Here is a 12,762-nt window from a genome sequence, read left to right as displayed (position 1 = left end):
TCAGAGGGTGGCGGTGTGGGTGACCGGGAGGCGGGCCGGGCAGCGGGTCCACGGGGAGGGTTCGAAGTCGATGGTGTCGATCGTGAGGCGGACGTCGCGGAGGAGGTGCAGGGCCGTCGCGACGGCCGTCCGGGCGATGGTGCGGGCCGGGTCGCGGGCGGGGCAGGCGTGGGGGCCCGCGCTCCAGGCGAGGTGGGCGCGGTTGCCGCGCTGCCAGAAGGTGGCGCCCGCGTGCGCGCGGGGGTCGTGGGCCACGGCGGCGAGGCCGAGGACGAGGGCGTCGCCCTTGGCGATGGGACGGCCGCCGAGTTCGGTGTCGCGCAGGGCGTAGCGGGCGGGCATGTTGATCATCGGCGGCGCGACGGACAGGACCTCGTCCAGGGCGTCGTCGATGCCGAGGCGTCCGCCGCGCAGGCGGCTGTTGAAGCGGGGGTCGGTCAGCATCAGCCGGAGGGTCTGCGCGATCCAGCTGATGGTGGTGTGGTTGCCCGCCGAGACGAGCACGACGATGGACTGGAGGACCTCGGCGTCGGTGTGCAGGTCCTCGTGCGAGAGGAGGTGGCTCGTCAGGTCGGCGGACGGGGCGGCGCGGCGGGATTCGAGGAGGTCGGCCAGGAGGGCCTCGAAGCGGCGGTTCCCGTCCTGGGCGTCCTCGCCGGAACCGAACAGGGCGCGCATGGCGTCGAGGAGCTCCCGGCTCTGGCCCGGGTCGAGGCCGATCAGGTCGCCGATGGTGAGGAGCGGGACGGCGGCGGCGTACTCCGCCACGAGGTCGGCCTCGCCGCGGTGGACGAAGCCGCCGATCAGGCCGGCGCACAGGGCCTCGACCGTACGGCGCAGGCGGCGGTGGTCGATGGACCCGATCGCCGATTCGAGGGGCCTGCGCAGGCGGCGGTGCGTCTCGCCGTCGTACCCGATGACGTTGTCGCGGAAGAACATCATCGGGCCGAGCGGCGAGTCGGGCGGGACGGTCCCGTCCTGGAACGCCTTCCAGTCGCGGGCGTCGCGGGAGTAGAGGTCGGGCGTGCCGGTGATGGCCTTCAGCTCCTCGTACCCCATGACCAGCCACGCGTTCACGCCGGGTTCGAGCTCGACCGGCGCGACCGGGCCGTGGTCGCGCCAGAGGCGGTCGAAGACGGGGGCGGTGTCCGGGCACGTCGTCGTGGCGAGCAAGGGCAGCGGCGCCGGAGGCGAGGGAACGGTCATGAGCTGGTGCCTTTCGCGGCTGGCCCGTGCACGAGGGTTGTCGCGTTCATGTGGGGATGCCCTTCGCGGTGCGGAGGGCGATGGCGTGGTCGGCGACGGTGACCAGGGCGTTGATCGCGGACGTCCGGTCCAGGGCGTCGCAGTCGACGATCGGGACCTCGGGGAGCAGGTCGAGGGCCTCGCGCAGCCGGTCGGCGGTGTGCCGGGGCGTGTCGGGGAAGTGGTTGACCGCGACGGCGAACGGCGCGGGGACGTGCGTCTCGATCTGGTCGAGGACCTCGAAGCTGCCCGCGAGGCGCCGGGAGTCGACCAGGACGAGGACGCCGACGGCGCCCTCCGCGAGCCCCGCCCACATGCTCCAGAAGCGCCGCTGTCCGGGCGTGCCGAAGAGGTAGAGCGCGAGGCGCGGGTTGAGGGTGATGCGGCCGAAGTCCATGGCGACCGTGGTGGTCGTCTTCGTGTCGAGCCCTTCGAGGTCGTCCACGCCGACGCTGGCCTGCGTCATGGGCTCCTCGGTGCGCAGCGGGGTGATCTCGCTGGCCGAGCCGATGAAGGTCGTCTTGCCGACCCCGAAGTCGCCGACCACCAGGATCTTCGCGGTGCGGGTGACGCTCTCGGAGAGGTAGGGGACGCGTCGCCCGTCCCGCGCGGTGGAGGCGGACCGTTCGGCGCGGGCGGGTGGTGCGTCGCGGGCGGACGGCCGCCGGGGGGCGGGGGCTTCGCCCGACGGGTCGTCAGAGGTCGCGTAGGCCATCGAGCACCTCCTTCAGCAGTTCCATGCTCGGTTCGGAGAAGCTGCCGGCGTGCGCCTGGAGGTGGCCTGTGGCGACGAGGTCGCCGACCAGGATCCGTACGACGCTGACGGGCAGGACGAGATGGGCGGCGGCCTCGGCGACCGACAGCACGCCGCCGCCGCACAGCCGCAGCAGCGCGCGCGACTGCGGCGTCGCCGAGAGCGGCAGAGGCGTCGCGTGCGGCATCGCCTTCAGGAGGGTGTCGACGCCGAGGGCGGTGTCGGCGGGCCCCGCGCGTCCGCCGGTCAGCACGTAGGGCCGCAGCGGCGTGTCGCGGTACTCGCCCGCCGTGCCGTCAGTCATGCCGCTCCCCCGTGCGGGTCTGCGTCATGGCGGGCGCGGTCATGCCATGCCGCCGCCGCGGGCCGGGGTGGCGAGGGTCTGCTCGCCGAGCTTGAGGACCATCGCCTGCATCTCCTGGGCGATGAGCGCCGCGTTGATGACGGGCCCGGTGACCACGGCGAGGCAGGAACGGGCGGCGGCGCTGCGCACGAAGAGGTACCCGCCCTCGTGGCCGACCATGAGCTGGTACAGCGCCTTCTCCCCCGTTCCGAACTCCCCCGCCTGGTCGCGCGCGAGGGAGAGCAGGCCGCTGCACCGCGCGGAGAGCCGGTCGGCCTCCTCCGGACCGGTGCTCTCGGACCGGGCCTTCAGGAGACCGTCCACCGAGCACACGATGGCGTGCCGGACGCCCTGCACGCGTGCGAGCCGTCCAACTACCCAGTCATGATCTGCCGTCACGGCGCTTCTCTCCTGTCGGTTCAGTTGGAGTCGTCACGGTCGGGGAGGCCGGTCTCCCCCGCTGCCCCGGCCGCGTCGCCCGCCGGACGTTCGTGCTCTCCCCACGCGGCGGCGCCGGGAGCGGCGGCGGGAGGCGCGGGGGGTTCGAAGGCGACCGCTTGGGCGCTGCCTTCGAAGAGGGCTCCCATGAGGGCGCCCGCCTGTTCGGGGGTTTCGGGAGGCGGGGCGACGCCGGGCGGGGACGGCGTGGCGGTGGGTGCTGCCGACTGGGTGCGGCGAGGAGAGACGCGCTGCGGCAGAAGGCCGTCTTCGCCGGGTGGCGTCTCCACGGGCGCCGGATGGTCGGCGAGTGGTTCGTCCGAGCGGGGGTTCGGGGTGCCTTCCGGAACGGGCGGCGGCGCGGGGTCGGGAGGCGTCCGTTCGGGGGCCAGTGGTTGTGGTGAGGGGGGCGTCGCGTCGGGGTGGGACGGCTCGACCACGTAGGTGACCAGGTCCTTGGGGACGAGGACGATGGCCTGGAGGCCGCCGTACGGGGACTCGTCCAGCGTCACCTTGAGGCCGTGGCGCTGGACGTAGCGGGCGACCACGGGGAGGCCGAGGCGGGGGACCTCTCCCATGTCGGCGAGGGAGACCTCGCGGGTGCCGTTGAGGAGTTCGCGGGCCCGGGTGAGGCGGGGCTCCTCCAGCCCGGCGCCGTGGTCGTCGATGCGGAAGACGGCGCCCTGGGCGGCGGCGGAGACCTTGACGGGGACGGTCGTGGCGGTCGGGGAGGACTCGGTGGCGTTCGCGAGGAGTTCGGCGAGGACGTGGATGACCGCTTCGAGGGCGGCGGGGGCGATGGCGGTGCCGGGGTCGCCCTCGATGGTGACGCGCTGGTAGTCCTCGATGCGGGCCTGGGCTGCCTGGACGACCTCGGCGAGCCGCATGGGGGTGTCCCACTGCTGGCCCTCCCAGGTTCCGGCGGCGACGGCGAGGCCCTGGGCGAGGCGGGCGGCCTGGGCGGCGAGGTGGTCGATGACCTGGCAGGCGCCGTAGACCTCGGGGAGGTCGCGGTGGCGTTCGGCGGTGGTGGCGGCCTCGGCCTGGACGCGGTGCATCGCCGACTGGACGCGGCGGGAGAGCGCGACGAGCGCGAGCTGCTGGGATTCGAGGAGGTCGGCCTGGTCGGCGCGGAGGGCGTCGGCGGCGGCGTCGGCTTCGGCGCGGACGGCCTCGGCGTTCTTGGCGGCCTCCGCGCGGACCGTCTCGACGGTGCGTTCGGCCTCCGCGCGGACGTTATCGACCGTGCGTTCGGTCTCGGCGCGGGCGGCCTCGACGGTGCGTTCGGCTTCGGCGCGGGCGGCGCTCGCCGCGTCGAGCGCCTCGTCGCGGAGGGAGGCGAGGGCGGGGTCCGCGGTCTGCCGGCGTGGTGCGGGTACGGGACGTCCGGCGAGGGCGGCGGGGAGCTGCGCGGTGAGCAGGTGCTCGACAGTGCTGGTCATCGCGTCGTAGCGCGCGGCGAGGCCGTCGGCGTGGGTCCGCCACGCCTCCTCGCGGTCGGCGTGCTGCCGGCGGCGCTCGTGGAGTTCGGCGGCCTGCCGGGCGGACTGGGCCTCGTACCGGGAGACGGCGGCGAGGGCGGCGCCGTGCCGTTCGTACAGCCACCAGGTCGCGATCAGGGAGGCCAGCGCCAGGACGTCCACGAGGAGGGCCGCGAGCCATTCCGCGGGACCCATCGGGTACAGCAGCGGCGCGGCGGCGACGGCGAGGAAGGCGCACGCGGCGAGGGACGGCACCGCCCACCGGGGTGCCCGGTCTGCGGGCGGGGGCGCGGAGGAGGTCATGGTCGCTTTCATGGGATCGGCGGGGGGCGCGCGGGCGGCGGCCGGTCCGGGCGGGAGGAGGCACCGGCCCGGGACGGCCAGGGGTCACCGTGCGCGGTCCCGGGCTTCCTGTGGCTGAACGCGATGCGGACCACGCCAGCCAATCGCCGACGTGATCACCCGTCAAGCGAATGATCACAGTATGAGATTTTCGACCTTCCGGCCCCGGAATGCCGTGAAAAAGTTCCTGACTCAGGGTGTGTCGGCGGCTCCGCCGGGCTTGGAGCGCAGGCGGGTGAGGGCGGAGAGCAGGGCGGCGGGGAGGGACTTGGCACTGGCCACGAGGAGTGTCGTCCAGTCGAAATAGTCTCGCCACAGCGTGATGCGGCCGTCGTGGACCTCGAAGGTGCCGCAGACCCAGAAGCGGGCCTGCCAGGCGCCTGCCTTGAGGACGTCGGTGCGTTCGGTGAGGACTACGGGGCCGTTCGCGGCGATGCGGTGGACTCGGGCCTCGAAGCCTGTGCCGTACCGGGTCATGAGGCGGAGGGTCTTCTCTACGGCGGGCAGGCCGCGGGCGGGCGGCAGGGGGACGTTCTGGTAGACCATCTCCGGCGCGGCGAACGTCAGCGCGCGGTCGACGTCGAGGTCTTCGAGGGTGGAGAGGAACGCTTCGACGGTCTCGATCTCGTTCATGGCGGTCCTTCGTCAGTCGGGGACGGCGGCGAGCCGCAGGACGGTCCGAGGAAGGCCACGCTAGTAGAGATGGGTGCGGGGGCGATGGGCGACAATCGGGCCATGCGTTTCGGGATTCTCGGGCCGGTGGAGGTGCACTCCGGGACCCGGGTCGTCGCCGTGGGCGGCCCGCGCGTGCGCGCGTTGCTGGCCCTGCTGCTGCTCGACGCGGGGCGGGTGGTCACGACGGAGCGGCTGATCGACGGGCTGTACGGGGAGGAGCCGCCCGCCGGGGCCGCCAACGCGTTGCAGTCCCAGGTGTCCCGGCTGCGGCGGTCGCTCGGCGACGCGCGGCTGGTCGAGGGCGGTCCGGCGGGGTACCGGCTCGTTGTCGAACGCGACGACGTGGACGTGCACCGGTTCGAGCGGCTGGCGCGGGAGGGGCGGCGGGCGCTGCCGGACGATCCGGCGGGGGCGGCGGGCGTGCTGCGGGAGGCGCTCGGGCTGTGGCGGGGGCCGGCGCTCGCGGATCTGGCGGACGCGCCGTTCACCGAGGGGCAGGCGGCGCGGCTTGAGGAGCTGCGGGCGGCGGCGGCCGAGGACCGTGCCGAGGCCGAGATCTCTCTGGGCGAGTACGGGGCGCAGGTGCCCGCGCTGCGGGAGCTGGTCGCGGCGCATCCGCTGCGGGAGCGGGCGCGGGCGCTGCTGATGCGGGCGCTGTACGGGAGCGGGCGGCAGGCGGAGGCCCTCGCGGTGTACGAGGACGCGCGCCGTACCCTCGCCGAGGAGCTGGGCGCCGACCCGTCCGCCGAGCTGGCCGCGACGCACTTGGCGATCCTGCGCGGCGACGCCGCGCTGACGGCGGCCGGAGCGCCCGCCCCGGACGCCGTCCGCCTGCCCGCGCAGCTCACCAGCTTCGTCGGGCGGGAGGAGGAGCTGGAACGGGTCGGTGCGATGCTGGCCGCGGGACGGCTCGTCACGCTGCTCGGTCCCGGCGGCGCGGGCAAGACGCGGCTCGCGATCGAGGCGGCCGCGCGGGAGGACGGGGAGGTCCGGTTCGTCGATCTCGCGGCCGCCGCCACCGCGTCGGAGGTGCCGAAGGCGCTGCTCACCGCGCTCGGCGTCCGCGAGGGCGGGATGCTCCCGGCGGGGGCCGGGCAGGCGCCTCCCGAGCCCGACTCCGCCGAACGGCTCGTCACCGCGCTCGGCGGGCGGCGGATGCTGCTCGTCCTCGACAACTGCGAGCACCTGGTCGAGGCGGTCGCGCGGCTGGCGCACCGGCTGCTGAGCGCGTGCCCGGAGCTGCGCGTCCTCGCGACCAGCCGGGAGGCGCTGGCGATCACCGGCGAGGCGCTCCGGCCGCTGCCGCCGCTCGCGCTGCCGCCCGAGGGCGCGGCGCCGGAGGACGCCGCCGGCTACCCGGCCGTACGGCTGTTCGCCGACCGGGCCGCCGCCGTCCGCCCCGGCTTCGAGGTGGACGCGTCCAACGCCCCGGCCGTGCTGCGGATCTGCGGGGCGCTCGACGGGCTGCCGCTGGCGATCGAGCTGGCGGCGGCGCGGCTGCGGTCGCTGCCAGTGGACGAGGTCGCGGCGCGGCTGGACGACAGGTTCCGGCTGCTGTCGCGCGGCAACCGCACGGCCGCGCCCCGCCACCAGACGCTGCGCGCCGTCGTGGAGTGGAGCTGGGACCTGCTGGACGAGCGGGAGCAGACCCTCGCGCGGCGGCTGACGGTCTTCGCGGGCGGGGTCACGCTGCACGCCGCCGGGCGGGTGTGCGGGCTGCCGCCGGACGACGCCGAGGAGCTGCTGCTCGGGCTGGCCGACAAGTCGCTGCTCCAGACCGACGGCGCCCGCTACCGGATGCTCGAAACGGTCCGGGCGTTCTGCGCCGAACGGCTCGCCGACGCCGGGGAGGTCGACCGGTTCCGCCGCGAGCACGCCGCGTACTTCCTCGATCTCGCGCTGCGCGCCGACCCGCACTTGCGGGCCGCGACCAGATCGCCTGGCTCGAACGGCTCGCCGCCGACCACGGCAACCTGCACGCGGCGCTGCGCCGTTCGGTCCGCTCCGACAGCGCGCTCGCGCTGCGGATGGTCGCCGCGCTCACCTGGTACTGGTGGCTGCGCGGGCGCATCGAGGGCGCGGCGCTCGCCGCGGACCTGCTCGACGCGGTCGGCCTCGAACCCCCGGACGGCCTGGAGGAGGAGTACGCCCTCTGCGTGACCAACGCGGTGTCGGGCGGGCTCGCCGGGGCGCGGGCGACGGCGTGGCTCGACCGGGCGACCGAGCTGATCAGGGGCATCGACCGCACGTTCCGCTTCCCGACCACGCTGGTGCTGTGGGCGCTCACCGCCGGGCCAGCCCGCACCGATCCCGTCCTGCACCTGAAGCAGGTCGGGGACGATCCGTGGTCGGCCGCGCTGCTGGCGATGAGCGACGGGTTCCTCGCGCAGTTCGGCGGCTCGGTCGAGGAGGCGTACGCGGCGTTCACGCGGGGGCTGGACGGCTTCCGCGCGACCGGCGACCGCTGGGGCGCGGCCAACTGCCTGGACTCCCTCGCCCAGCTCGCCGACTGGCGCGGCGACGGCGAGCGCTCGCTCGCGCTGCTGGACGAGGCGCTGCGCCTCGCCGGGGAGCTCGGGGCGCTGGAGGACACCGCCGACCTGCTCGTCCGGCGCGGCGCCGTGCGCGTCCACGGCGGCGACCTCGACGCGGCGTGCGGCGACTTCGAGCGCGCCATCGGGTTCGCGCGCCGCGCGGGCGCGCCCGACAAGGTGGCGGGCGCGCGGCTCGGGCTCGGCGACGTGGCGCGCCACCGCGGCGACCCGGCCGGGGCGCGGCGGATGTACGAGGCGGCGCTGGAGGGCCTGGAGACCGAGCGGTTCATCGCCGCCGCCGTCCGGGCGGGCGCGTACGCCGGGCTCGGCTGGGTCGCGGTCGCCGAGGGCGACGCCGCGCGGGCGCGCGAGCTGTACCGCGAGTCGCTGAACGGCTCGTTGCACCATCCGGTGTTCATGCACCGGGCGGAGGCGCTCGCGGGCCTCGCGGCCGTGGCGCTCCTGGAGGGCGACGCGGAGACGGCCGCGATGCTCGTCGGCGCGTCCGACGCGGTGCGCGGCACCGAGATCCAGGGCGACCGCGACATCGCGGACATCGCCGTCCGGGCCCGCGCCGAGCTCGGCGACGACGGCTACGAGGCCGCCCGCGCCCGGGGCGCCGCCCTGCCCGCCGACACCTTCCTGACCACCGTCCTCTGACCCCCGCGGACGGCCCCGCGGAGTGCGCACCGCGGGTGGTCAGCGGGTGGTGCGCGGGCGGTCAGCGCGACCGCGGACGCTACGGGGCATGACGACGATCTCCAGTGCCCGCAAGTGGGCCACGTTCGCGATCTGCGCCCTCCTGGCGCTCGTGCCGAACATCGACCTGACCGCGCTGAACCAGGCCGTCCCCCACCTGAGCGCGGACCTGCACCCGTCGGCGACGCAGATCCTGTGGATCGCGGACGCCTACGGGTTCGCCCTCGCGGGGCTGCTGGTCACGATGGGCGGCGTCGGCGACCGGATCGGCCACAAGAGGCTGCTGCTGATCGGCACGGCGCTGTTCGCCGCCGCGTCCGGGGTGACGGCGTACGCGCCGAACGCCGAGTTGCTGATCGCCGCCCGCGCCGTCCTCGGCGTCGCGGGCGCCACGCTCATGCCGTCCGCGCTGTCGCTGATCCGCCGGGTCTTCGTCGAGCCGAAGGAGCGGACGGTGGCGGTCGGGATCTTCAGCGGGATCGGAGGGCTGGCGATCGGGCTCGGGCCGGTGCTCGGAGGCGCGCTGCTGAACCACTTCTGGTGGGGCTCGGTGTTCCTGATCAACGTCCCGGTGATGCTGGTGGTGCTGGTGGCCGGGCTGCTGGTGCTGCCCGAGTCGCGCAGGCCGGAGTCCGCCCGCCTCGACCTGGTGAGCGTCCCGCTGTCGATCGCCGGCGTGCTCGGCGTGGTGTACGCGATCAAGGAGGCCGCCGCGCACGGCTACGCCACGCGGGTGCCCGTCGCCGCCGCGGCCGGGGTCGTCTGCCTGGCGCTGTTCCTGGTCCGGCAGACCCGCGCGGCGCACCCGCTGATCGACGTGCGGCTGTTCCGGCGCGCGGCGTTCAGCGGGTCGATCAGCACCAACATGTTCGCGATGTTCGCCCTGGTGGCGCAGTCGCTGATCTTCTCGCTGTTCTTCCAGCTCGTGCTCGGCTGGTCGCCGCTGCGGGCGGGCCTCGCCGGGCTGCCCGGCGCGCTCGGCGCGATGGTCGGCGGCGCGGCGCTCGCGCCGCCGCTGATCGGGGCGCTCGGCCGCGCCCGCGTCGTCGCGCTCGGCCTCGTCGTCTCCGCCGGCGCGTTCGCCCTGTTCCTGATGGTCGGCACGGACACCTCCTACCTGCTGCTCGTGGGCCCGATGCTGCTGTCGGGGCTCGGCATGGGCATGGCGCTGACGGTCACCGCCGACACCGTGCTCGCCTCGGTCCCCCGGGACCGTTCGGGCGCCGCGTCCGCCATCTCCGAGACCGCGACCGAGCTCGGCGGCGCGCTCGGCATGGCCGTCCTCGGCAGCGTGCTGAACGCGGTGTACCGCGACTCGCTGGACCTGCCCGCGGGCCTGCCCGCCCCGGCCGGCGCCGCCGCCCGCGACTCCCTGGCCGCCGCGGTCGAGGCCGCCCGCTCCCTGCCGCCCGCCCTCGCCGGGCCGCTGGGCGACGCCGCGAGGTCGGCGTTCGTGGACGGCCTGCACGCCGCGCTGCTGTGCAGCGCCGCGTTCGCCGCCCTGGTGGCCGTCAGCGCCCTGTTCACGCTGCGGTCCGTTCCGAAGGTCATCCCCGACCTCGCCGACGAGGAGAGCCCCGCCGACCCGGCCCCGTCCCCCACCCGCTGACCCGCCCCTCCGCGTCCGAAGGCCCGCCCCGCGCCCCGGGGCGGGCTTCTCGCGTCGCCGCGGCCGCGACTTGGAAATGTGATATCACTTTGATAGTTTGCTGCCATATCGAGGAGGACGGGATGACGAACGCGAAGGTGGAGATGCCGCGACCGCAGATCTCCGAGCGGACCGGCCGGAACCTGAACGGCTGGCCGATGCTCGGGCTCGCGCTGCTGCTGGTCGCGGCCGGGGTCGCCGCGATCGTGGCCGGGATCGCGGCCGGCGAGGGCGCGGCGCTCGGGACGGGGATCGCGGCGGGGGCGGTGCTGGTCGTCGCCGGCGCGGCCGTGGCGGCGGGCCTCACGCCGATCGCGCCGAACGAGGCGCGGGTGCTCCAGGTGCTCGGGCGGTACGCGGGGACGGTCCGCACGGACGGGCTGCGGTGGGTGAACCCCATCACCGAGCGGCGGCGGGTCTCGACGCGGATCCGCAACCACGAGACCGGGCACGCCAAGGTGAACGACCTGGACGGCAACCCGATCGAGATCTCGGCCGTGGTGGTGTGGCAGGTGCGGGACACGGCGCGGGCGGTGTTCGAGGTCGACGACTTCGTGGAGTTCGTGGCGTTCCAGACCGAGGCGGCCGTGCGGCACATCGCGGGCAGCTTCCCCTACGACGCCGCCGACCGGACGTCGCTGCGCGACAACGCCGACGAGATCACCGCGATGATGTCGGAGGAGCTGTCGCAGCGGGTCGCGAGCGCGGGCGTGGCGATCATCGAGTCGCGGATCACGCGGCTGGCGTACGCTCCGGAGATCGCGCAGGCCATGCTGAGGCGGCAGCAGGCGGGCGCGGTGGTGGCGGCGCGGCAGCGGATCGTGGAGGGGGCGGTCGGGATGGTGCAGCTCGCGCTGGACCGGCTGGACCGGCAGAACGTGGTGGAGCTCGACGAGGAGCGCAAGGCGGCGATGGTCAGCAACCTGCTGGTGGTGCTCTGCGCCGATCGGGACGCGCAGCCGGTGGTGAACACCGGCACGCTGTACCAGTGACCCCGTGGCCTCGGAGCGCAAGAAGATCCTGCTGCGGCTCGACCCGGCCGTGCACGACGCGCTGGCCCGCTGGGCCGGGGACGAGCTGCGCAGCACCAACGCCCAGATCGAGTTCCTGCTGCGGCAGGCGCTGTCGGAGGCGGGGCGGATGCCCGGCTCGGCGGGCCGGATGCGGCGGCCCGGGCGCCCCTCCAGGAGTGGGACACCGCCGGAGGGCGGGGAGAAGAGCGAGGATTAGGTCATGGTCGATGTTCCCGAATCGCTGCCGGCGCGGATGTTCCTGCTGGCGTACGACCTGAGGAAGCAGCGGATGGGCGGCTCCGGAGGCCGGCTCGGGTACGTGCTGCGGGCGGCGGCGCTGACCGAGCTGTACCTGGACGGCCGGCTCGTGGAGGAGCGCAGGCGCCCGGCGCCGGGCACGCCGGGCGACGACCCGTACGGCGTCGTCGGGCAGATCGCCTCGTCGCGGCCGCGGTCCTGGCAGTACTGGGTGCGCAAGGGCAACCGGCGCATGGTCGCGACGGTCCGCGAGGAGCTGGAGCGGGACGGCTGGATCCGGGTCCGCAGGACGCGCGTGCTCGGCCTGTTCCCGGTGCACCGGGTCACCGTGCGCGACCCGCGGGTGGTGAAGGCGCTGTGGGGCGGCGCGTCGTCGGCGCTGCGCGGCAAGCCGGTCGCGCACGTGAACAGCTACGACGCGGCGGCGGTCGCGCTCGCGGCGGCGGGCGAGCTGAAGACGGTGCTGCCGAGCGGCGACCGCCGCAGGCACAAGCGCCGGATCGCGGAGCTGACGGCCCGTTCGGGGCCCGCCGCCCCGGCGATGCGCAAGGTCATCCAGGCGCAGTACGTCGCCGCCAGCGCCTGACCGCTCCGGTCCGGGGCGTGGGCGAACGTCGCCGCAGGTGGCGCCGGTGCGCGGGCGGGCGCCTCTCCGACGGAGATCGACCGGCCGGGGGCGCCGGATGTTTCGTCCGCTTCGCTGGGGCAGACCAGAAGGTGACCGGGAGGCCATCGTTCGACGGAGATGATGTGGAGCTCAACCTCGACATACGGCTTCCACGGGACAGCGTGAGCGTCCCGGCGGTGCGCGGGCTGCTGGAGGCGTCGCTGCGGTCGCTCGGCGTCCTCGCGCCCATCCGCGAGGACATCGAGTTGATGCTCACCGAGGCGTGCACCAACGTGATCAAGCACGCGCAGGACGGCGACGACTACACCGTGCGCGTGACCATCATGAACGCGCGCTGCATCCTCAAGGTCATCGACACCGGGACGGGGTTCGACGCCGACGAGGTCCCCGAGCCCTCGCCGCACGCCGAGCACGGCCGCGGCCTGATGATCATCCAGGCGCTGGCGGACGACGTGCGGTTCCGCTCGTTCCCCCACAACGGCGCGCTGGTCGCGCTGGAGAAGCGCCTGCGGTACTGGGAGGGAAGCCTGGGCCACAGGTACGCCCACGCCGGACCGGACGGCCCGCCGGACGCCTCCGGCGGCACCCCGCTGGACGCGTCGCTGGACGGCCCGCTGGACGGTTCGCCGCACGGTTCGCCGGACGGCCGGGAGCCGGGCCAGCGAGCCTGACCCGGACCCGCGCGGCACGCGGCCCACGGCACA

The 12,762-nt window shown here is 75.0% G+C and carries 13 protein-coding genes; 7 read left to right on the top strand and 6 right to left on the bottom strand.

The window, feature by feature from the left end:
• The 6 genes from GEV43_RS34670 to GEV43_RS34645 all read right to left on the bottom strand — a co-directional run bounded on the left by GEV43_RS34670 (window position 1) and on the right by GEV43_RS34645 (window position 5,236).
• Window positions 1–1,206: a cytochrome P450 gene (locus GEV43_RS34670; protein ID WP_206681546.1), complete on the bottom strand. Its 1,206-nt coding sequence runs from the start codon at window positions 1,204–1,206 to the stop codon at window positions 1–3.
• Between the two features lie 46 nt (window positions 1,207–1,252).
• Window positions 1,253–1,960: an ATP/GTP-binding protein gene (locus GEV43_RS34665; RefSeq protein WP_160825027.1), complete on the bottom strand. Its 708-nt coding sequence runs from the start codon at window positions 1,958–1,960 to the stop codon at window positions 1,253–1,255.
• Entirely contained in the window at window positions 1,941–2,303 is a 363-nt protein-coding gene (locus tag GEV43_RS34660; protein ID WP_160825026.1) for a DUF742 domain-containing protein, read from the bottom strand. Before GEV43_RS34660 ends, GEV43_RS34665 begins: the two co-directional genes overlap by 20 nt.
• Before the next feature lie 39 nt (window positions 2,304–2,342).
• Entirely contained in the window at window positions 2,343–2,741 is a 399-nt protein-coding gene (locus GEV43_RS34655) for a roadblock/LC7 domain-containing protein (protein WP_160825025.1), read from the bottom strand.
• Window positions 2,742–2,761: 20 nt separating this feature from the next.
• Window positions 2,762–4,564 carry a sensor histidine kinase KdpD gene (locus GEV43_RS34650; RefSeq protein ID WP_160825024.1) on the bottom strand — a complete coding sequence of 601 codons (1,803 nt, stop codon included), beginning with the start codon at window positions 4,562–4,564 and terminating at the stop codon, window positions 2,762–2,764.
• Between the two features lie 231 nt (window positions 4,565–4,795).
• Window positions 4,796–5,236, bottom strand: coding sequence for a limonene-1,2-epoxide hydrolase family protein (locus GEV43_RS34645; RefSeq protein WP_160825023.1), 441 nt, complete (start codon window positions 5,234–5,236; stop codon window positions 4,796–4,798).
• A 102-nt stretch (window positions 5,237–5,338) separates the two neighbouring features.
• Between GEV43_RS34645 and GEV43_RS34640 the strand changes: the two genes are divergently transcribed.
• The 7 genes from GEV43_RS34640 to GEV43_RS34615 all read left to right on the top strand — a co-directional run bounded on the left by GEV43_RS34640 (window position 5,339) and on the right by GEV43_RS34615 (window position 12,729).
• On the top strand, window positions 5,339–7,438 hold the full coding sequence (locus GEV43_RS34640) for a BTAD domain-containing putative transcriptional regulator (RefSeq protein ID WP_241684140.1): 2,100 nt from the start codon (window positions 5,339–5,341) through the stop codon (window positions 7,436–7,438).
• A 206-nt stretch (window positions 7,439–7,644) separates the two neighbouring features.
• Entirely contained in the window at window positions 7,645–8,472 is an 828-nt protein-coding gene (locus GEV43_RS51915) for a tetratricopeptide repeat protein (protein ID WP_241684262.1), read from the top strand.
• Between the two features lie 88 nt (window positions 8,473–8,560).
• Complete coding sequence (locus tag GEV43_RS34635; RefSeq protein WP_160825022.1) at window positions 8,561–10,120, top strand: MFS transporter; 1,560 nt, start codon at window positions 8,561–8,563, stop codon at window positions 10,118–10,120.
• 122 nt (window positions 10,121–10,242) lie between these two features.
• The gene (locus tag GEV43_RS34630) at window positions 10,243–11,151 is read left to right on the top strand and encodes an SPFH domain-containing protein (RefSeq protein WP_160825021.1); all 909 of its coding nucleotides are present in this window, start codon (window positions 10,243–10,245) and stop codon (window positions 11,149–11,151) included.
• Between the two features lie 4 nt (window positions 11,152–11,155).
• On the top strand, window positions 11,156–11,389 hold the full coding sequence (locus tag GEV43_RS34625) for a hypothetical protein (RefSeq protein WP_160825020.1): 234 nt from the start codon (window positions 11,156–11,158) through the stop codon (window positions 11,387–11,389).
• Window positions 11,390–11,392: 3 nt separating this feature from the next.
• Complete coding sequence (locus GEV43_RS34620; protein WP_160825019.1) at window positions 11,393–12,016, top strand: GPP34 family phosphoprotein; 624 nt, start codon at window positions 11,393–11,395, stop codon at window positions 12,014–12,016.
• A gap of 164 nt (window positions 12,017–12,180) precedes the next feature.
• A complete protein-coding gene (locus tag GEV43_RS34615) occupies window positions 12,181–12,729 on the top strand; it encodes an ATP-binding protein (RefSeq protein ID WP_160825018.1) in 549 nt (182 codons plus the stop codon).
• Window positions 12,730–12,762: the final 33 nt, after the last annotated feature.

The sequence above is a fragment of the Actinomadura sp. J1-007 genome (genome assembly GCF_009793335.1).
GTDB classification, from domain to species: Bacteria; Actinomycetota; Actinomycetes; order Streptosporangiales; family Streptosporangiaceae; genus Spirillospora; species Spirillospora yumaensis.
Note: the sequence above shows the minus strand (reverse complement) of the source record. Positions and strands in the feature narration are given on the sequence as shown.